General features: G+C 42.0%; 15 protein-coding genes and 1 tRNA gene. 9 read left to right on the top strand and 7 right to left on the bottom strand.

Translation table 11 applies throughout. From position 1 onward, the window contains the following. Positions 1–266 precede the first annotated feature (266 nt). The 4 genes from ACTNEW_RS11195 to ACTNEW_RS11180 all read right to left on the bottom strand — a co-directional run bounded on the left by ACTNEW_RS11195 (position 267) and on the right by ACTNEW_RS11180 (position 1,825). Positions 267–737, bottom strand: coding sequence for a GNAT family N-acetyltransferase (locus ACTNEW_RS11195; RefSeq protein ID WP_441060874.1), 471 nt, complete (start codon positions 735–737; stop codon positions 267–269). 102 nt (positions 738–839) lie between these two features. Further along, positions 840–1,277, bottom strand: coding sequence for a GNAT family N-acetyltransferase (locus ACTNEW_RS11190; protein WP_441060870.1), 438 nt, complete (start codon positions 1,275–1,277; stop codon positions 840–842). 25 nt (positions 1,278–1,302) lie between these two features. Then, on the bottom strand, positions 1,303–1,470 hold the full coding sequence (locus ACTNEW_RS11185; protein ID WP_441060867.1) for a hypothetical protein: 168 nt from the start codon (positions 1,468–1,470) through the stop codon (positions 1,303–1,305). Between the two features lie 283 nt (positions 1,471–1,753). Continuing rightward, a tRNA-Arg gene (locus ACTNEW_RS11180) sits at positions 1,754–1,825 on the bottom strand. Positions 1,826–2,381: 556 nt separating this feature from the next. Between ACTNEW_RS11180 and ACTNEW_RS11175 the strand changes: the two genes are divergently transcribed. The 4 genes from ACTNEW_RS11175 (at position 2,382) to ACTNEW_RS11160 (ending at position 8,167) form a co-directional block, all read left to right on the top strand. Further along, the gene (locus tag ACTNEW_RS11175; RefSeq protein ID WP_441060864.1) at positions 2,382–4,547 is read left to right on the top strand and encodes a hypothetical protein; all 2,166 of its coding nucleotides are present in this window, start codon (positions 2,382–2,384) and stop codon (positions 4,545–4,547) included. A 132-nt stretch (positions 4,548–4,679) separates the two neighbouring features. Beyond that, on the top strand, positions 4,680–6,104 hold the full coding sequence (locus tag ACTNEW_RS11170; protein WP_441060862.1) for a S1C family serine protease: 1,425 nt from the start codon (positions 4,680–4,682) through the stop codon (positions 6,102–6,104). A gap of 126 nt (positions 6,105–6,230) precedes the next feature. After that, positions 6,231–7,208 carry a nucleoside hydrolase gene (locus ACTNEW_RS11165; protein ID WP_441060859.1) on the top strand — a complete coding sequence of 326 codons (978 nt, stop codon included), beginning with the start codon at positions 6,231–6,233 and terminating at the stop codon, positions 7,206–7,208. Then, the gene (locus ACTNEW_RS11160) at positions 7,208–8,167 is read left to right on the top strand and encodes an exonuclease domain-containing protein (protein WP_441060857.1); all 960 of its coding nucleotides are present in this window, start codon (positions 7,208–7,210) and stop codon (positions 8,165–8,167) included. Before ACTNEW_RS11165 ends, ACTNEW_RS11160 begins: the two co-directional genes overlap by 1 nt. A 40-nt stretch (positions 8,168–8,207) precedes the next feature. On the opposite strand, the gene ACTNEW_RS11155 is transcribed toward ACTNEW_RS11160, so the two are convergent. Further along, the gene (locus tag ACTNEW_RS11155; protein WP_441060854.1) at positions 8,208–9,440 is read right to left on the bottom strand and encodes a D-alanyl-D-alanine carboxypeptidase family protein; all 1,233 of its coding nucleotides are present in this window, start codon (positions 9,438–9,440) and stop codon (positions 8,208–8,210) included. Positions 9,441–10,015: 575 nt separating this feature from the next. Here ACTNEW_RS11155 and ileS point away from each other — a divergent pair. Both ileS and ACTNEW_RS11145 read left to right on the top strand, forming a co-directional pair. Further along, positions 10,016–13,168, top strand: coding sequence for an isoleucine--tRNA ligase (gene ileS / locus ACTNEW_RS11150; RefSeq protein ID WP_441060851.1), 3,153 nt, complete (start codon positions 10,016–10,018; stop codon positions 13,166–13,168). A gap of 11 nt (positions 13,169–13,179) precedes the next feature. Further along, positions 13,180–15,636 (top strand): glycogen/starch/alpha-glucan phosphorylase, encoded by a 2,457-nt coding sequence (locus ACTNEW_RS11145; RefSeq protein ID WP_441060848.1) that lies wholly within the window; start codon positions 13,180–13,182, stop codon positions 15,634–15,636. A gap of 242 nt (positions 15,637–15,878) precedes the next feature. Here the strand turns inward: ACTNEW_RS11145 and ACTNEW_RS11140 are convergent, their stop codons facing one another. After that, on the bottom strand, positions 15,879–17,642 hold the full coding sequence (locus tag ACTNEW_RS11140) for a cache domain-containing sensor histidine kinase (RefSeq protein ID WP_441060845.1): 1,764 nt from the start codon (positions 17,640–17,642) through the stop codon (positions 15,879–15,881). A 2-nt stretch (positions 17,643–17,644) separates the two neighbouring features. Continuing rightward, on the bottom strand, positions 17,645–18,400 hold the full coding sequence (locus tag ACTNEW_RS11135; protein ID WP_441060842.1) for a response regulator transcription factor: 756 nt from the start codon (positions 18,398–18,400) through the stop codon (positions 17,645–17,647). 248 nt (positions 18,401–18,648) lie between these two features. On the opposite strand from ACTNEW_RS11135, the gene ACTNEW_RS11130 reads away from it, so the two are divergent. From ACTNEW_RS11130 to ACTNEW_RS11120, 3 genes are all read left to right on the top strand, one after another. Continuing rightward, entirely contained in the window at positions 18,649–19,944 is a 1,296-nt protein-coding gene (locus ACTNEW_RS11130) for an ABC transporter substrate-binding protein (RefSeq protein WP_441060839.1), read from the top strand. A gap of 102 nt (positions 19,945–20,046) precedes the next feature. Continuing rightward, complete coding sequence (locus ACTNEW_RS11125; RefSeq protein WP_441060836.1) at positions 20,047–20,949, top strand: carbohydrate ABC transporter permease; 903 nt, start codon at positions 20,047–20,049, stop codon at positions 20,947–20,949. Between the two features lie 18 nt (positions 20,950–20,967). After that, complete coding sequence (locus tag ACTNEW_RS11120; protein WP_441060834.1) at positions 20,968–21,810, top strand: carbohydrate ABC transporter permease; 843 nt, start codon at positions 20,968–20,970, stop codon at positions 21,808–21,810. Positions 21,811–21,812: the final 2 nt, after the last annotated feature.

The raw sequence follows: 21,812 nt of genomic DNA, 5'->3' as shown, positions 1-21,812 counted from the left end.
TGCCGTTTCTCCGCTGACAAAGTGATTTATGCAGACTGACAGCGCAGTCAGGGAGATAAAAGCATCTATTATAACGTGCCGTTAGCTCCGCTGACAATTCGCCGTTTCACAACATCTAAATTCATCACTTTCTAAAAAATAATAAAGCTCCAAACCATTGATTTTTCAATGATTTGAAGCTGTTTATAGTCGTACCCACAACTAGAATTTATCTATTCCGATTTTTCTTTCTATATTCTTTTTTCAATAAGGTAGAATGTGTCGAGTTACAACTTGCAAAGCATAATATACTCTTCATTTTCATCGATGATTACAAAACCCAATTTAAAATACATATGAAAAGCATAATTTCTCTTTTGAACGGACAATGATGCCTGCTTATATCCTTGCTTCTTAAGTTCTGAAATCATTGTTTTCATCAATTCTGTTCCAATGCCATAATTCCTATATTCTTTAAGAAGAGAAATGGCGAAAGACGGAGTTTCATCATCAACATGTCCATAATCGTCCATAATGCGAACCCACACCGCTCCCACTATTTTGTTATCACACTCAGATACATAACAGATATCTCCCTTTTTCTTTCCGAAATCTGTTACATATACTTGAAGCTCCGGTTGATTTATTATTTCATATGGCGGGGCTTCAACTCCATCAGAAATAAATATGGCTTCATACAAAAAAGTATTTAATACACTGATTTCATTTTGTTTTAACTCTCGTATTTTGTAATCCATATAACTCTCCAACTTAAAGATCTATCCAGTATCGTTGAATAATTCCACTCTCGCCCAGTCCCACATCATCAGGGACTTCACTTTCCAATACTCCACCATTTTTTATGATTGTTTTTCTTGAAGCCTCGTTTGTTTTATCACATGTAAGCAATACTTTTTTTCACCAAATTCTCTGCAAATTGCCAACAATAATTTTAACATTTCACCGGCATATCCCTTCTGACGCTCTGAGGGCAAAATACTGTAACCAATATTTCCACCATATTGCAATAAAAAAGGTGATAAAGGGTGTCTATAATCAATAATACCCACAACCTTTTCATCTTCAATTCGAACTCCCCAAAATACCTCTGAAGGAACATATCCTTCTCCATATTTTCTTTTCAACCGATTTTCAAAGTCAATCCACTCGGTAAATGAGTCAACTTCTTCAAGACCCGCACAACCATCAAAACTGTCGTTATTTGCAAGCATGTCATCCTTGTATTGCATAATTTGATCTGCATATTCACAAGTAGGTCTTATTAATTTCAAATACATTAACTTATCCTCCAAAAAAATGGATTTATCGCATACAAGCATTTACAAATTTCATTGGAACGTTCATTCGTTCTGCTACTTGCTCCGGTGTCATACCGTTGTCCAAGAAACGCTTACAAACTGTTTTTATGTTTTCTCCAACTTCAATGATATGCTTGTCTGGGTCGTAAAATCTAACCACTCGCTGCCCCATGAATGTTCCTTGACAGGGTGGACATATTCCACCGCACACTTTTTCAGTTTGTCGGCAAATTTATCAAAATTATCTTCTTCAAAATCACAACGAAAAACTTTTATTAGCAGAAACCATATTTTCACCGCTTAGCTGAAATCGATTTTGCTTAGCTGGCAGCTAATTGATTTTTCATTTCTCTTAGCTGAGATTTTTCTTCTTCTCACAATCAGAATCTTTCCAAAATAAAAGAAGCGGATCCCGATCTGCTTAGCTAGCTAATCGTTTTTCCGCTTCAATCTAGCGTTCCCTGCGGGAATCGAACCCACAACTAGTGCTTAGGAGGCACTTGTTATATCCATTTAACTAAAGGAACAAGCATCGGTTTTTTGGCTTAAAATCAAGGTTTTTTGCCATTTCACCGACTTCTCTTATATATGATTAAGGTCTGTTTTCATGACCGTAACCCGCTGTTATTTCATTTTGATTGACGATGTTGTTATCGCCTATTTGGCGATGACTATGTTGTCAATTTTATGCGTCTCCTGTTCAAATCGAACTGCTACTCATTTTTTAATAGTAGTAAAAGCGATAAGCGTTGTCAAGACTTAGGAGGCGCTTGTTTTATCCGTTAAACTAAGAGGACATCACCGATTTTTGGCTTAAACACTGGGTTTTCAGCACTTTGGTTCGGCAACCGATTTATGATTTTCAGCTAATTTTGATTAACTGGACATCATCAGATTATTCAATCTACTGACATTGGAGCATCCGCTTGAATGGATACTGTGACTATCAGCACGCAACACCGTCATTGTACTATATTCTTTCAGAAAATACAAGAGAGGAATTGTGTTTTCCATGGCTTTTCTATAAAATGAAGAAAAGAAGTTTGCGAGAACGGTAAATCATAATGAAGGGAGGAAGTACGAGTGAAAGTTATTAAAATTTTCCTGGCATCTTCAATTATTGAATTTGAAAAGGAACGGAGAGAACTGGGTGATTTTGTCCGTATGCTAAATGATATTTATGTGGATCGAGGGGTATATATCAAACTGATTATTTGCGAAGATGAGTCGAATGCGATTGCTATGGAAGGGAAACAGGAGGAGTACAATCAGGATATTCGCGAGAGCCAGATGTTTTATATGATTATTGGCAAAAATCTGGGTGAATATACGGTAGAAGAGTTTGATGTTGCTTTTGAAGAGTACAGAAAAAATGGAAATCCTCTTATTTATACATATTTTTTTAAAGAAACATCGGAAGAGTTCAGTCAGCCAGTTCGGAATTTTATGAATCGACTGGACAGGGAAATAGGACATTATTACAGTGTTGCCCATCATTTAGATTCCATAAAACTGAATATGCTGGTTGAGATGATGCGCAGTTCGGGTCTGAAAAGCAAGCTGATATTTGAAAATGGAAGAGCAAAAGTGGATGGTATAAATATATTGGATTTAAGTAATATACCAATGTATGCAAATAATAAAAATCTACAGCAGCTCAGGGAAATGTTGAAGGATTTAGACGCAGAATTTTCTGATCTGCAACAAAAAATATCAGTAAATCCTGGAGAGGATCAATGGAAGAATTGCCTGGATGAAATACAAATAAAAAGGGGAGAAGTGTTGCGGCAGATTCACGAAATAGAGAATCAGACCCTGGAATTATATACGAGCGTTACAGAAAATGCTGTTTCCGGGAATGATTCTACGTGGAGAATGAAAAAGGCAATGCAGTACCTGGATTGTGGTGAGATTAATGCCGCACTTGGAATTCTTCAGGACGAACAGAGAAAATCAGAATTAGCTCATATGGAAAAAATTCTGGAGGAGGGCCTGTCCTGCATAAAAGGATATCTGGCTGAGAACAAACTTCAGATTGATACATTACGAACTTTTGGAAGTAAACCGGAAAAAGGGCTGGATTCTGCGATAGTGCAAAAAATCATTGACTGCTATGAAGAATCTGTAAGATTAGCAGTAAAATATCACATAGAAATGCAGATTTTATATGAGTATGCAGTATTTTTGTGGCAGGAAAAATTATATGAAAGAGGAATAGAAGTCGCTGAGATATTATTGAAATGTTACGAATTGGAAAATAAAAAGGATTTTGAATTCTGCAGGCTTTGTGATTTGCTTGGAAATTTATACGATGATCAAAATGAAGATCTGGATACAGCAGAAAGAATGTACGAAAGAGCCTGGAAATTTCTGGATAAAATGGAACGGGATGAAGAAGCACAGGTTCTGTATCTGATGACAGGTAACAATTATACAGCTTTTCTGAAGAAAGATATGGACAGATACCAAAAAAGGCTGGATAAAATGTACAGAAAACTGGGCAATGCTGCGGACGAGATCATAGAAACAGCAAAAGAAATCAAAGAACCGGAGTTAAGTATACTTGCAGTATATTATAGTAATTATGCCACTTATCTGCATATGTCAGCAGATATTGACAAAGCACAGGAAACTTTTGACAAAGCGTTTCAGCTTTATGAGGGATTCCAGAATAAAAAAGATGTCTGGATTAGATATGATACCTATGCTCTTTTGTGCCATAATTTTGCCGGATTTTTGTGTAGTATCGATGATTATGACGAGGCAGAAAAGTTTTACAGAACAGCACTGCATTATCGGAGAATTCTGATGAAAGCCAATCCGCAAATGTATGAGCATGATCTGGCCTTAACCTGTTATTATCTGGCATTTGTATTAAGTGGAAAGGGAGAATATGCGGAAGCGATTGAATTGCTTCATGAGATAGAGGGAATCAGGGAAAAACTCCTGAAAAAGAATATTCAATTGTATGGTGTTGATGCGGCAATGACTTATAATTCTTTGGGATATACAATGATGACTGCAGGCGGAAATGCATTTCATTTTTCTGAGATTGAAAAGTATTATCTCAGGTCTATTGAGATACTGGATACTCCCGGGCTTATATCCCTCAGAGGGATTTCTATTGATGAAGAAAGGATTCGGGCAAGAGGGAATTATATAATTTTGCTGGAACAGGCAGGAAAGTATAAAAAGGCAGAAAAAATAAGGCAGGAAGCAATGGATATTATGATGCTAGAGCGTGTTTGAGAAAAACAGGAGCAGACAAATTATGGTACTTTTAACAAATTAAACACATATTTCCCACAAATTAATCACAACTTCCACCTATACTCTTAACTATCAAAAGGAGAAAATGATAATCCAGGGAGGGATTTGATTATGATGAATAAAGATGAAAAAAACGAAAAGATCAGAAAGATGGTCAAAAAAGGTGCAGGAATCAGTTTATGTGCAGTGCTTGTCGGCGGACTGGCAGCAGGTGCTTTTGAAGGGGTGAATGCTCTGACAGGATGGAATCATACAAATGTCAGCGCAGCTGCTCAGGACGATCAGGTAACACTTACGAAGACAAAGGTTGAACGTACTACTGATAAGGAAGAGGATGCAGAGGACGATACAGACAATGCGGCAAAAGGTACTCTGGATGTCAGCGATATTGTAGAGGAAGCAATGCCAAGTGTTGTATCCATTACAACGAAATCACTTCAGGAAGTTCAGACTTACTTTGGATACGGACAGTTTGGCAACGGTTATGCCTATGCACCTCAGCAGGAACAGGAAGTAGAGGGAAGCGGTTCCGGTATTATCATTGGTAAGAATGAGGAATCACTCCTGATCGCGACAAACTATCATGTAATTGAAGGCGCAGAAACCGTATCAGTTGCCTTTATTGACGGAAGTTCTCTGGAGGCTACTGTAAACGGTTATGATCAGGAGAGAGACCTGGCGGTCGTATCCGTAAAACTTGATGATATTTCCGATGATACTCTTGATGAGATCTCCATTGCAACAATCGGCAGTTCTGATGATCTGAAGGTTGGAGAACAGGTTGTGGCAATTGGTAATGCACTCGGTTACGGTCAGTCTGTAACAACCGGTATTGTCAGCGCTAAAAACCGCAGACTGGATGATTCCTCACAGATTGCAGATGACGAAGATGGCGTAAATCTGATTCAGACAGATGCAGCGATCAACCCTGGCAACAGCGGCGGTGCACTTCTGAACATGAAAGGTGAAGTAGTCGGGATCAATTCTGCAAAACTGGCTTCCACCGAGGTAGAAGGTATGGGTTATTCCATTGCAATCTCTGATGTTTCGGATGTACTGGAGAAACTGATGAATGAAACACCGAGAGATAAGGTCGAGGATGGCAATCACGGAATTCTTGGTATTACCGGAGCCACTGTCAGTGATGAAGCAGTAGAGTTATATGGTATGCCGGCAGGTGTCTATGTAAAAGAAATTACAGAAGACGGTGCAGCAGATCAGGCAGGAATCAAAGCCAATACAATCATTACAGAATTTGACGGAAAGAGAGTAAAAGATATTGAAACGCTGGTAGATCTTCTTGAATATTATGAGCCGGGCGAAGAAGTAGAAGTTACTTATGAAGTGGTAGATGGAGAAAGCTACAAAGAAAAAACAGCTGCTGTAACACTTGGCGAGAATAGTGAACAGGTTCCGGATGAAGAAAACAGTAAAGACGGCGGTGACGAAGAAAATACAGATAATCTGTTTGAAGACTGGGAGAATCATAAAGAAAATCAGTCCTACACACATCAGAATTTTTACTTTCCGTGGTAAAAATGAAATAATTATATGAACACATTAAGCAGCAGAAGAGGCTGACGGATTTTTCCGCCAGCCTCTTTTCATAATATTGAAAGTCCCCTGTAACTCTGTTATACTAAAATGCAGGAGGAAGAATCAATGGAGAAGAGAGAAATTATTTTAGACTGCGATCCGGGTACGGATGATGCGATTGCCCTTGCATATGCGGCAGCTCACAAAGATGAACTGGAGCTTCTTGCGATTACGACTGTCTGCGGCAATCAGTCGGTGGAAAAGGTGACCAGGAACGCTTTAAATCTTGCAGAATTTTACGGATTGGATGTGCCTGTGGCTAAAGGCATGGATACACCGTTTACAAGAGAGCCGGTTTATGCACCGGAAGTACATGGAGAGACAGGACTTGGACAGAGTGTTCTTCCCGCGGCTTCCAGACAGGCGGAACAGGAACATGCGGTACTGTTTCTGAACAGACTTCTGACAGGACTGCCGGAAGGAAAGAAAGTAACGATTGTGGCAACGGGTCCGCTGACGAATATTGCTATGCTTTTGAAATTGTTTCCGCAGGTGAAGAAGCATATCCGCGAGATCGTGTTTATGGGTGGTGCGGCTATGGGCGGAAATGTGACGCCTTCTGCAGAGTTCAACATTTATACAGATCCGGAGGCTGCCAGAGTTGTATTCCGTTCCGGGGTTCCTCTGGTGATGTGCGGCCTGGATGTAACATTGAAATGTACACTGAAGAGACAGCAGATCATCAAGCTTTGTCAGTCCGGAAATCCTGTGGCAAATCTGTGCGGTGATCTGGCAGGTTACAGCCTGGAAAATTCATCCAGCAAATACAGAGGAGAGGTAAGCATTCACGATGTAGTGCCGCTGATGTATCTGCTCCATCCTGATATTTTTAAAGTGCAGTGTACGATTCTGGATGTGGACTGTTCTGACGGACCGTCAAGGGGAACCACTCTCTGTGATTTCCGCTGGTGGGAGCATGAGGAGGAAGAGATGGATGCGTGGATCCTCATGGATGCAGACGGAGCCAGATTCCAGGAAGAGCTGATTACCGGTCTTTATGAACTGGGAGAGCGCATAAAGAACAAAAAAGAAGAAGGCATGTGATGAATTATATTGTTTTTGATCTGGAATGGAATCAGAGTCCGGGTGGTAAGAAAAGTTCCAACAGACGCCTGCCGTTTGAGATCATTGAAATTGGTGCTGTGAAGATGAATGAATGTCTGGAAACGACAGACAGTTTTCAGCGTCTGATCAAACCAGAGGTTTATAACTGGATACACGACAGCATTCATGAAGTCATTCATGTGGATTATAAAGATCTGATGGACGGAACACCATTTCCACAGGCCGTGGAGGAGTTTTTTGCATGGTGCGGTCCGGAGTTCCGGTTTTTTACATGGGGAAATCAGGATGTGATGGAACTGCAGAGGAATCTCAAATATTATGACATGCTGTCAAAACTTCCGGGACCGGTGACTTACTATGATGTGCAGAAACTTTTCAGTATCCGTTATGAGGACGGGCATATGAGACGTTCTCTGGAGTATGCTGCAGATTATCTTGATATTCCCAAGAATCAGGGCTTTCATCGGGCACTTGCGGATGCTTATTATACAGGAGAAGTACTGAAAACGATCGAGCCGGAATGTATTCTGTGCAATTCTTCGATAGATGTATACCAGAATCCGAAAAAGAAAAAAGATGAGATTCATATTTCCTATCCCACTTATGACAAGTTTGTTTCCAGGGAATTCAGAGATAGAGAAAAAATCATGAAGGACAGGGAGGTAAACAGTACCAGATGTCCGATCTGTCATCTTCCGGCCAAACGGAAAATTCGCTGGTTTATCAATAATTCCAAAATATATGAGAGTATTTCCCTTTGCCAGGAACATGGTTATGTGAAGGGAAAAATCAAAATCCGGCGTACAGAGGAAAACCGGTATTATGCAGTGAAGACTTTATGCTGCGTAACAAAAGAAGAAGCGGAGGAGACCCGCGATAAACGTGAATCTCTCCGCCGCAGAAGACATATGAAAAGGCAAGAATCTGTTCGGGAATAAAAAATCTGCCTGGTTCTCTGAACCAGGCAGGTATTTCAGATCAGGAAAGAAGATCTGACAGGATATTTCGTTCGTATCGAATTCCCCATCCGACGGGATAATCGTTATAATAGTACTCTGTTTTCAGTCTCATGGGCCCTGCGGCATTGGTCAGCAGGGTCTTTTTTGTTGTAAGTTTCGATGTGTCCGTTTCGGTGGGGACAGATACGTAAACATTTCGTATGGAATAAAAAGGATACGTATTTCCCCCGTTTTTGAGAATGTATTTCTCACTGGGAAGAGTCTCCCTGGGAACGGGCTCTTTCTCTACTTTCATGTTGACACGTTCAAAGTTGTCAAATCCGTAATCCAGAAGAGCTGCGGTATCAGACCAGCAGCCGTTGACAGAATTCAGAACTACCACCAGAAGAATGGTGCTTCCGCGTTTGGCATAAGTGACAAGTGTACTTCCTGCAGCTTCTGTATAACCGGTCTTGCCGCCGAGAACACCATCATACGCGTAATCTCTTCCTGCCATCATTTTGTGATGATTGAGAAGATACCGGGTCTCCGGCTGTTTGTTGGTAGGCGGAATTTCGTACAGGTCTTTTGTGGCAAATTTGCGGAACAGGGGATTGAACCAGGCCGCTTTGGCGATTTTTGCCATGTCACTGGCTGTGGTGTAGTGCGTCTCATCAGGAAGACCGTTGGGATTGTTAAAGTGGGAGCTGGTACAGCCAAGCTGCCTTGCTCTGGCGTTCATCAGTTCCACAAATTTTTTGACGGAGCCGCTTGTTTTTTCGGCAACAGCCAGAGACATTTCATTGGCGGATTCCAGCATCACTGCCATGAGAGCCTGTGTGACGGTGAATTTTTCGTCTGTATCTGCATAGATGCTGGAACTTCCGGGTTCAATGCCATAGGCGGCATTCTGGGAAACCACAAGATCGTCACTGAGATCCAGGTTCTCACAAGCCAGAAGAGTCGTCAGGATTTTGGTAATGCTGGCAGGATATTGTTTCTTGTCCGCGTTTTTTGCATACAGGATGGTTTCGGTATATACGTCCATGACGATGGCGGATTCGGCTTCAATCTGCGGACCTTTGGGCCATCCCTTGATGGAATCTGTGGAAGCTTCCTGGGTATAATATTCCGTGTGAGGATTGGGAGTCGGAGTCGGCGTGGATGTGTCTGTTTCCGATGCGGAAATAAATGCCGGCTGGTTCAGAAGAAGTCCTCCGCAGAGAAGGCAGCTAATGGCCAGCCGTAAAAAACGTGATTTTTTTATTCGCATGATAAGAGAAGTTCCTCCTTGTTCCTGTCATTTTGTTCACAGCAATATTATAGCCTAATGAAAAATGATATACAAGGATGTTATTGCCAGTCCGCTGTTTTTTCACATTTTTCATAATTCGGACGGAGAGGGGCGGAATTCACAAAAAATCTCTTGACATATGGAATTTCTTGCCTTTATAATAAAGCAGCACGCGAAAACATATGTAAAAACTGAGATGGAGAGAGTACACTGTTTCAGAACGCCGAAGAGAGCCGGGGCAGGTGGGAGCCCGGTGCAAGTATATTCAGTGGAAGATCACTCCGGAGTTTCTGTCCCGAAGGATGCTGAGACACTTCTTTGGAACCGGCAGTCAGGTAGGGTCAGACGGTATTTCCACCGTTACCGGGAACATGTATAGGCGCTTTTTGCCCGTACAGCGTAACAGGTGGTGCGAATGTGACAATGGCTTTCGTCCTTTTACAGAGGGACGGGAGTTTTTTTTATTTTCAGGGAAAGAAATCCCATCTGTTTTAATTTAAAGAAGCGAAAGGGATTTCCCTATTTTATTATGAAAAAGACAGGAGGAAGTCGCTGTGTACCAGAAAGTAGACACGAATTTGAACTTCGTTGACCGCGAGAAAAAAGTCGAAGAATTCTGGAAAGAAAACCATATTTTTGAAAAAAGTATGGAGAACCGCAAAGAAGGTGAAACCTATACTTTCTATGACGGACCGCCAACGGCCAATGGCAAACCGCACATCGGTCATGTACTGACCCGTGTAATCAAAGATATGATTCCGAGATACCGTACCATGAAAGGCTACATGGTGCCTCGTAAAGCCGGCTGGGATACTCATGGTCTTCCGGTAGAACTGGAAGTTGAGAAGAAGCTTGGACTTGACGGCAAGGAACAGATTGAAGAATACGGTATGGAACCGTTCATTAAGCAGTGTAAGGAAAGTGTCTGGAAATATAAGGGAATGTGGGAGGATTTCTCCTCAACCGTAGGTTTCTGGGCTGATATGGAACATCCGTATGTAACTTATGATGATAACTTTATTGAATCCGAATGGTGGGCACTGAAAGAAATCTGGAATAAGAATCTTCTTTATAAAGGATTTAAGATCGTACCTTACTGCCCGCGCTGCGGAACTCCGCTTTCCGCACAGGAGGTTTCCCAGGGATATAAGACTGTTAAGGAACGTTCCGCAATTGTCCGCTTTAAAGTAATCGGTGAGGATGCTTATTTCCTTGCATGGACAACCACACCGTGGACACTTCCGTCCAACGTGGCTCTCTGTGTAAACCCGGATGAAACTTACTGCAAAGTAAAAGCTGCTGACGGATATACCTATTATATGGCAGAAGCACTTCTTGATAAGGTTCTTGGAAAACTTGCAAAAGAAGATGTACCTGCATATGAGGTTCTGGAAACTTATAAAGGGTCCGACCTGGAATACAAGGAATATGAGCCGCTGTTTGCATGTGCGGGAGAAGCTGCTGCAAAACAGAGAAAGAAAGGCCATTTTGTTGTATGTGACGGTTATGTTACCATGAGTGACGGTACCGGTATCGTTCATATTGCACCTGCATTCGGTGAAGACGACAGCCGTGTAGGACGCAAATATAATCTTCCGTTCGTACAGTTTGTAGACGGACAGGGTAATCTGACCGCTGAAACACCGTATGCCGGTATTTTTGTAAAGAAAGCAGATCCGCTTGTGCTGGTTGACCTGGACAAAGAGGGCAAGCTTTTTGATGCACCGAAATTTGAGCATGATTATCCGCACTGCTGGAGATGTGACACACCGCTGATTTATTATGCGCGTGAGTCCTGGTTCATCAAGATGACAGAAGTGAAGGATGATCTGATCCGCAACAATAACACCATCAACTGGATTCCGGAAAGCATCGGAAAAGGCCGTTTCGGAGACTGGCTGGAGAATGTTCAGGACTGGGGCATCAGCCGTAACCGTTACTGGGGAACTCCTCTGAATATCTGGGAATGTGAATGCGGACATATGCACTCCATCGGAAGCCGTCAGGAATTATTTGAGATGAGCGGTGATGAGAGGGCAAAAACCGTAGAACTTCATCGTCCGTATATTGATGAGATTACCATCAAATGTCCGGAATGCGGCGGCGTGATGCATCGTGTACCGGAAGTAATCGACTGCTGGTTCGATTCCGGAGCAATGCCTTTTGCACAGCATCACTATCCGTTTGAAAATAAAGAAGTATTTGAACAGCAGTTCCCGGCAGACTTCATTTCCGAAGCCGTAGACCAGACAAGAGGATGGTTCTATTCTCTGCTGGCAGAGTCAACCCTGCTCTTTAATAAAGCTCCTTATAAGAACGTTATCGTTCTGGGACATGTGCAGGATGAGAACGGCCAGAAGATGAGCAAGTCAAAAGGAAATGCGGTAGATCCGTTTGATGCACTGGAAAAATACGGTGCAGATGCGATCCGCTGGTACTTCTATATCAACAGTGCTCCGTGGCTGCCGAACCGCTTCCATGGCAAGGCTGTTGTGGAAGGACAGCGCAAATTCATGAGTACTTTGTGGAATACGTATGCATTTTTTGTACTTTATGCCAATATTGACAACTTCGATGCGACAAAATATACTTTAGACTATGACAAACTTCCGGTTATGGACAAATGGCTTTTGAGCAAACTCAATTCCGTAGTGAAGGCTGTGGATGATAATCTTGCCAACTACCGCATTCCGGAAAGTGCAAGAGCACTTCAGGAATTTGTGGATGAAATGAGTAACTGGTATGTCAGAAGAAGCCGTGAACGTTTCTGGGCAAAAGGAATGGAGCAGGATAAGATCAATGCGTATATGACACTTTATACCGCACTGGTTACCATCTCCAAGGCAGCAGCCCCGATGATCCCGTTCATGACAGAAGATATCTATCAGAATCTTGTAAGAAGCATTGATAAAGATGCTCCGGAAAGTATCCATCTCTGTGACTTCCCTGAAGTAAAGGAAGAATGGATCGACAAGAATCTGGAAGCCGATATGGAAGAACTGCTGAAAGTGGTTGTTCTTGGACGTGCAGCCAGAAATACTGCCAATATCAAGAACCGTCAGCCGATCGGAACGATGTTTGTAAAAGCTGAGAAGGAAATGGATACCTTCTTTACCGATATTATTGCAGATGAACTGAATGTAAAAGAAGTGAAATTTGCGAAAGATGTAGAATCCTTTATTTCCTACAGCTTTAAGCCGCAGCTTCGGACTGTCGGACCGAAATACGGCAAACTCCTGGGCGGCATCCGTCAGGCGCTCTCTGAGATCGATGGAAGCAAAGCCATGCAGGAACTGAAATCCACGGGTCTTCTTACCCTGGATATCAATGGCAACAAAGTGGAGCTGTCAGAAGAAGACTTATTAATCGAGACCGCACAGACAGAAGGTTATGTAACAGAGACAGAAGGAGATATCTCCGTTGTTCTGGATACCAACCTGACTCCGGAATTAATTGAAGAAGGTTTTGTCCGCGAAATCATCAGCAAGATCCAGACCATGAGAAAAGAGGCAGGTTTTGAGGTGATGGATAAGATCTGTATCTATGTCAAAGACAATGATAAGATTGTCGAAATTATGAAAGAACACCAGGATGAGATCATGAAAGACGTCCTCGCAGAAAACGTAGTGACGGGCGAAACTGAAGGTTATGTAAAAGAATGGAATATCAACAAAGAAAAAGTAACCCTTGGTGTAACCAGATTATAGGAGGTTAAGGAATGATTGATAAGCAGTTTAAGAAAGAAGCTTTCAAAGAGAGCGTAAGGGAAAATGTCAAATTCCTCTATCGCAAAACTTTGGAGGAAGCAACTCAGCAGCAGATTTTCCAGGCTGTAAGCTACACCGTAAAAGATGTCATCATTGACAACTGGCTGGAAACTCAGAAAGCATATGACAAACAGGATCCGAAGATTGTATATTACATGTCCATGGAATTCCTGATGGGCCGTGCCCTGGGCAACAACCTGATCAACCTGACAGCTTACAAGGAAGTAAAAGAAGCTCTGGAAGAACTGGGACTTGATCTGAATGTGATCGAGGATCAGGAGCCGGATCCTGCACTTGGAAATGGTGGTCTGGGACGTCTGGCGGCATGTTTCCTGGATTCCCTTGCAACTCTGAATTACTGCGCATATGGATGCGGTATCCGTTACCGTTATGGTATGTTCAAACAGAAAATTGAGAATGGTTTCCAGATCGAGGTACCGGATAACTGGCTGAAAGAGGGATATCCTTTTGAATTGCGCCGTCCGGAATACGGCAAGGAAGTACACTTTGGCGGATATGTAAGAGTAGAATATGATCCGGTGAAAGGTGAAAACAAATTCATCCATGAGGGATATCAGGCAGTAAGAGCCGTACCATATGATATGCCGATCGTCGGATATAACAATAAGATTGTCAACACCCTGCGTATCTGGGATGCAGAGCCGATCGTTGATTTCGGTCTTGACTCCTTTGACAAAGGTGATTACAAAAAAGCCGTTGAGCAGGAAAACCTTGCCCGCAATATCGTAGAGGTACTTTACCCGAATGACAATCACTATGCAGGTAAAGAGCTCCGTCTGAAACAGCAGTACTTCTTTGTATCTGCCAGTCTTCAGGCAGCTATTGAAAAATATAAGAAGAGCCACAGCGATATCACAAAACTGTACGAAAAAGTGGTATTCCAGATGAATGATACTCATCCGACTGTTGCAGTTGCAGAGCTGATGCGTATCCTTATGGATGAAGAAGGTCTCGGATGGGATCAGGCATGGGCAATCACCACGAAGTGCGTTGCTTATACCAACCATACCATTATGAGCGAAGCTCTTGAGAAATGGCCGATCGAGCTGTTCTCCAGACTGCTTCCGCGTGTATACCAGATCATCGAGGAGATCAACCGCCGTTTCATCATCGAAGTACAGGCAAAATATCCTGGAAACTATGACAAGATCAAGAAAATGGCAATCATTTATGACGGCCAGATCAAGATGGCTAACCTTGCAATCGTTGCAGGTTACTCTGTAAACGGTGTTGCAAGACTTCATACAGAAATCCTGAAAGCAGAAACACTCAGAGATTTCTATGAAATGATGCCTGAGAAATTCAACAACAAAACAAACGGAATCACACAGAGACGTTTCCTGCTTCACGGCAATCAGCTTCTTGCTGACTGGATCACCGATCATATCGGTCCTGACTGGATCACTGATCTGCCGCAGCTTAAGAAACTGGCTGTTTATGCAGACGATGAAAAAGCTCAGCAGGAATTCATGAATATCAAATACCAGAACAAAGTCCGTCTGGCAAAATACATCCTGGAGCACAATGGCGTAGAAGTAAATCCGCGTTCCATCTTTGATGTACAGGTTAAGAGACTTCATGAGTACAAACGTCAGCTGCTGAATATCCTGCATGTAATTTATCTGTACAACCAGATTAAGATGCATCCGGAAATGGATTTCTATCCAAGAACATTCATCTTCGGTGCAAAGGCATCCGCAGGATATCATACCGCTAAAAAGATCATCAAACTGATCAATGCGGTCGGCGATGTTGTAAATAATGATGCTTCTATCGGCGGCAAGCTGAAAGTGGTATTTATTGAGAATTATCGTGTATCCAATGCTGAGATGATTTTTGCCGCAGCAGATGTTTCCGAGCAGATTTCTACTGCAAGTAAAGAGGCTTCCGGTACCGGTAACATGAAGTTCATGCTGAATGGTGCTCCTACCATCGGAACGATGGACGGCGCAAACGTAGAGATCGTAGAAGAAGTTGGTGCAGAAAATGCATTTATCTTCGGTCTCAGCTCTGAAGAGGTTATCAATTATGAAAACCACGGCGGCTATGATCCAAACGTGATCTACAACACAGACGGCGATATCCGTCAGGTACTGATGCAGCTTATCAACGGAACTTTCAGCAACGATACAGAGCTGTTCCGTGATCTGTATGATTCTCTTCTGAATACCAGAAATACAGACCGTCCTGACAGATACTTCATTCTGGCTGACTTCCGTTCCTATGCAGAAGCACAGAAACGTGTGGAAGAAGCTTACCGCGATGAAAAACGCTGGGCTAAGATGGCTATGCTGAACACCGCATGCAGCGGCAAATTCTCTTCCGATAGAACCATTCAGGAATATGTGGATGATATTTGGCATCTGGATAAAGTGTTTGTGGACTGAGAGAGTGAATGAATGTCTGAAATCCATATTTATGGAGAATTGTGCAGGTGTTTGCAAAATATAAATTTTGTTTCTGAATAGAAAAGATAAAGAATAGAAAAACAGGAAGGCCTCCGGTTGGGGAAACCTTCCTGTTTTTTGTGATTACAGGGCGATTGCGTTAGCAATCGACTTTTATTATTGGTGATGTCTGCGTAAGCAGACATTTCCGTTTAGATATGGAATCTGACAGAGCATTTTTGTCAGGATTTTAACGGAAGCGAGAAGGAAATGCGCGTGCAAAGTCCTTTTTTGCTTTGGATGTGCAGTGCATATTTGGAACCATACTGCAGAATAAGTCGTCGGTTGACATTGGTCAGACCGATGTTTTTGCTCTTTTCACTATTGATCAATTCATAGAGATGTTGAATCTCGTCTTTGCCGAGCCCAATTCCATTATCAATGACAGCAAAATGAATCAGTTCTTTGTGCTGATAAATACGTACTTTGATATATCCGGTACGATTCAGGGCGGCAATGCCGTGGCTGATGCTGTTTTCCACCAGAGGCTGGAGCAGAAGCCTTGGAATGGAAAAGCCCGGAAGATCTTCTTGGATTTCGAAATAAATAATAAACTGATTTCCGTAGCGCTGCTTCTGTATTTCGATATATTTTTTCAGGTAAATGAGCTCGTCCTGCAGCGTCACCATGGTGCTGGGATCCTGCAGGGAATATTTGAGAATATCCGACAGATTCTGAATAGTCCGGTTCATGGTTCCCGGGTGTCCTGTGATTTTCAGTGCCTGAAAATCCAATGTCTGGAGGGTATTAAACAGAAAATGTGGGTTGATCTGAAGCTGCAGGGCAGTTTTTTCCGCCAGCTGCTGCTGATACTGCTTTTCTGTCAGTTCCCGCTGAAGATAGGTGGATTTCAGGAACACCTGGATGACGTTGTCCAGAATTACATCATATTCATCTGCCACAAGAGGTGTATGCCATTCAGGAAGTGTTCCTTTTTCTGCATTGTCAAATACCTGTATAATATCTGAGATTTTCTGAAAATTTCGTTTTGTGATACGATAGGACAAAAACAGCATGATCATACAGTAGCACAGGAAAATACTCAGCAGGATAAATAAGGTGAAATATTGCTGGCTGACAATCAGAGAAGCAGGAGTCAGTGCACAATAAGAAATGCCATAATCATAATTATTACGTACTTCCAGGTAATATCGATGCCCATTCATGGAAATCCAGGTATTGGAAAGATTGGACAGTGTGCCATTCTGGACGGCGTGCTGTATCAGGTAATTCTGAAAGAGCTGGCTTTTCTGTGCGCCTGAATCATTAGAGCTTAAAATCTGCATATCTTCATTTAAAATATAGAGATACTCCTGATTTATGGAAGTACTGTTATTTAACGTACGTGTAAAATCGGAAATATCAATATTCAGAACGATTACTCCGGAAATGTTGCTCATTCTCTGAAAAACAGTAATGTATTGGGTTGGCGGAATATAGGAATATTCTTTAAAAGTCCTGTTTGTAATCCAGAATCTTTTTTGATTATCCATCTGCTGGTAGACGGGAAACCAGTCCTGGTCGGAAAAGCCTGCAATGCTCTGAAAGCCTTTTGTAGTAGAGAAAAAATCATCAAACCCGTCCAGATACAGGTAAATGGAAGAAATATAATCGTGAGCCTGTGCAACACTTCCAAGAAGTACGCGAAGACTGTTCAGAAGGACAACGTCTGAATAGGTAAAGTCATCATGCTGGAAAAATTTTTTCAGGGAAAGAGCCAGGCGCGGATTGTAGGTAAGAAGCTCATACTGGTAAACAGAGGAGCCGACCACATTGGTGATATTGTCATCCACGCGGATGAGGGTATTGGCGGATTCAGTTGTCATGTTCCTGATGGAGCTTCGAAACTGAAAACCAAGGAAAACAGCAGAAAGCAGCAGTGTCGGGATGAGTGTGACCAGCAAAAACTGCTTAAAACGTTTTAGAAAAAAACGGCGCATCATCATAATTATCTGTTCTCCTTTGATCCCAGATTCTGATCCCGGAATTCCCGGGGTGTGACGTGGTAGTACTGCTTAAAGGCACGTGAAAAGTTTTTGGGATTGTCATATCCTATGAGGTCTGCAATTTCGTAGTGTTTGTAGGAAATGTCTTTCAAAAGTTCTGCCGCTTTTTCCATGCGGATGCGATTCAGGTAATCCGAAAAGCCCATTCCGGATTTTTCTTTAAATATCTTAGAGAGATAGTTAGGGCTGAGATTTACGGTGACAGCCGCTTCCTCAAGTGTTGCGGTGCGGTAATTGGTTTTCAGATATTCCTGAACCCGAGCGATAATCTGTCCATAATAGGAAGAATCCACGGAGGGTTCTGTGCGAATATTATTTTTTTTATCCAGTTTTTTTCGTATATTTTCGATACAGGTGAGCAGCTCCTCATATTTGATTGGCTTTAGCAGATAATCTGCTGCGCGATTGAGAATCGCAGTATGCATGTATTGAAAATCCTGGTATCCGGTAAGAAAAACGTGGATGGTATCCGGAAATTCATTGGCGATGAATGTGCTCAGTTCCAGACCATTCATAACCGGCATCTGGATATCCGTCATTACCACATCCGTCGGATTTTTTTGCAAATAATCCAGCGCCTGTTTCCCATTGGAAAATAATCCTTTGATTTCAAAACCATTCTGCTCCCAGGGAAATAAATTGGCTATTCCCTCCCGTATTTTTACCTCATCATCTACAATAATCAGAGAATACATCATGATCTCCTCCCAAATTCTCATAACAGTATTATATATTGGAAATTCTTTTTGGTAAATAAAAGGATAAAAAAAGAGACTTTTTCGTAATTTAAGAAACTTTTTAGAAAAAGTCCGTAGATTATGAAGAAAAGTTCGTAAGGAAAGAGATTGGAAAAAAAAGAGGTTTTGATAAAATAAAAGTACCTTAAAGACAGGGGAAACATACAGAGAAAAGGATTTCCGAAAAAAGAAAAAGGAGGATGTATCAAATGAAAAAGAAACTTGCGGCACTTATGGCAGGAGCTCTGGCAATTTCGACTTTAACTGCACCGGCAATGGTTATGGCTGAAGAAGAACATGAACCGGTGACCTTACGCTTTATGTGGTGGGGTGGAGATGAAAGAAACGAAGCAACGGTAGAAGTCATCAACATGTTTGAGGAAAAGTATCCGTGGATTACCATCGAGCCGGAATTCAGCGGAAGTGATGGATATCAGGAGAAACTTTCCACCGCTCTGGCAGGCGGACAGGCAGCTGATATTATTCAGAACGGTCCGGGCTGGATGCCGGAGTTCATGAGCAAAGGTGATTTCTTTATTGATTTTAATGAATATTCCGATACCATTGATCTGAGTGGTTTTGATCCGGAGTACCTGGAAAATGTGGCTACCTATGATGGAAAACTGGTAGGTCTTCCAAGTGGTATCGCTGTTCAGGCACTTCTGGTAAATAAGACACTTGCAGATGAAATCGGTTTGGAAATTCCAGAAACATTGACCTGGGATGATTTCATCACTCTTGGTCAGCAGGTACAGGAATATGACAGCAATCTGTATTTCCTGAACATGGATACCGAAATTATGAATACGCACGTATTCAGACCGTACTATATGCAGCTTTCCGGAAAACCGTTTATTGATGATGAGACAAAGGCAATGAGCGGTGATGAGGATACTCTGAAACAGGTACTGAACTATGTACAGTCTCTGTATGACAATAAGGTTGTACAGCCGGCAGGCGAAAGCGCAACTTTTGTTGGCGCTACTCAGACTAATCCGAAATGGATCAATGGCGAATTTGTATGTGCATTTACCAACTCTTCTCAGATCGATATTATGACATCTGCCAATCCGGATGCAGAATATGAAGTTTTGGCACTTCCACATGCAGCAGATGCAAAGGATGATGGTTTCTATGCAGCACCGCCTCAGCTGATGTGTGTAAACAAATCCAGTGAACATATTGAAGAAGCTGTGATGTTCTATGATTTCTTCTTTAATGATCCGGATGCAGCAGCTGTACTGAAAGACCTTCGTTCCGTTCCTCCGACAACTACTGCTCGTGAAGTCTGCGAAAAACAGAACCTGATCAGCCCGTTGGTAAATGAGGCAGTTGAGTATGGACTTTCCCAGAACGGGACAAACGAAATGGGTCTTACAACAGATTCTGAAGTAGAGTCCTGTATCAAAACAATGCTTGAAAGCATCATGTACGGAGAAAGTACCGTAGATGAGGCTGCAGAAGAGGGAATCTCAACGTTGGAATTTGTTCTTTCTGAGAAATAATGACCGGCAGACAGGAAAACGGGGTATGATTACCCCGTTTTCTTTTATCATAGGATTCATAACACAAAAAGTATCATGTTTGTGTGGAGAGGAGAGGATTTTGTGAAAAAAGCAAAGAGAAAATATCGTAAAAGAGATTATATGGGATTGGTTTATATTGCGCCATGGCTGATCGGATTTCTGCTGCTGCAGCTGTATCCGTTTGTGACTTCTTTTATTTATTCCTTTACGGATTATGGATTTTTCAATGAACCGGCATTTGTCGGTCTGAAGAACTATATTCGTTTGTTCCAGTATGACCCGGAGTTTTATAACTCCCTGAGGGTAACAATTGTATACACCTTGTTTACTGTTCCGGGCAAACTGGCAATGGCATTGTTTATAGCCTGCCTTCTCAATCGTGATATAAAAGGAATCGGCGTGATCCGTACGGTCTATTATCTGCCGTCACTGTTTGGAGGAAGTGTGGCTGTGGCAATTTTGTGGAAAATCCTTTTTATGAGCGATGGAGCCATTAACCACATTCTGAGTGCTCTTCACCTTCCTGCCGTACAGTGGCTGGGAAATAAAAATACGGCACTTGTGACTATCTGCATGTTGGAAATCTGGCAGTTTGGCTCTTCCATGGTCATGTTCCTGGCTGCATTAAAACAGGTTCCTTCAGCACTTTATGAGGCGGCATCCATTGACGGCGCAGGTCCTGTAAAGAAATTTTTCTCCATTACGCTTCCGCAGATTTCGCCGATTATTTTCTTTAATCTGATTATGCAGACAATTACCGCTTTACAGAACTTTACCTCTGCATTTGTTGTAACGGGCGGAGGTCCGAACAAAGGGACTTACGTACTTGGAATGAAGCTGTATACCGATGCTTTTGGATATTACAAGATGGGTTATGCCTGTGCCACATCCTGGGTGATTTTTGCGCTGATTATGGTAGTGACTTTACTGTTGTTCCGCTATTCTTCCGGAAAAATGTATTACGAAGACGGCGGGGATTTCTAAAGAAGGAGGCAGATAACTGTGAAGAAAAAGAAAATATCAGGAAGAATCTTATTATATATCCTGATCGGTCTGGTGGGCATTGTCATGCTGTATCCGCTGGTATGGATGTTCTTTGCTACATTTAAGGAAAATAACGAGATATTTGGAACACTGAAGCTGCTTCCGGAATCTTTTGGACTGGATGCTTATATTGAAGGCTGGCAGGGAATTGGAAAGTACAATTATTCCAGATATTTCCTGAATACCTTTTTAATCGTGATACCGACAACGTTGTTTACCCTGATTTCCTGTACGATCGTAGCTTATGGATTTGCAAGATTTCGCTTTCCATTTAAAAAAATTTTGTTTGCGATTCTTATTGGAACATTGATGCTTCCCAATACGGTTATCATTATTCCACGTTATATGATGTTTAATAAACTGGGCTGGCTGAATACCTATATGCCGTTTTATGCACCTGCTATTCTGGCATGTTATCCGTTCTTTATTTACATGCTGATGCAGTTTATCCGGGGGCTTCCGCGAGAATTGGACGAATCAGCTTATATTGACGGATGCGGAACTTTTCGATGCTTTGCCAGTATTCTGCTGCCGCTTTTGAAACCGGCATTATTTTCAGCAGGATTGTTTCAGTTTATGTGGACTTATAATGACTTTATGAATTCGCTGATTTTTATTAACAGTGTTGAAAAATACCCAATTGCGCTGGCTCTTCGTACAGCGATTGACTCCGAGGCAAATATTCAGTGGAATGAAATTATGGCAATGGCATTTTTGTCTGTTATCCCGTTGATTATTTTGTTCTTTGCCGGTCAGAAATATTTTGTAGAGGGAATTTCCACCAGTGGAATGAAAGGATAAAA

The organism is Blautia sp. HCP3S3_G3 (assembly GCF_052063365.1).
Classification (GTDB): domain Bacteria; phylum Bacillota; class Clostridia; order Lachnospirales; family Lachnospiraceae; genus Blautia_A.
Note: the sequence above shows the minus strand (reverse complement) of the source record. Positions and strands in the feature narration are given on the sequence as shown.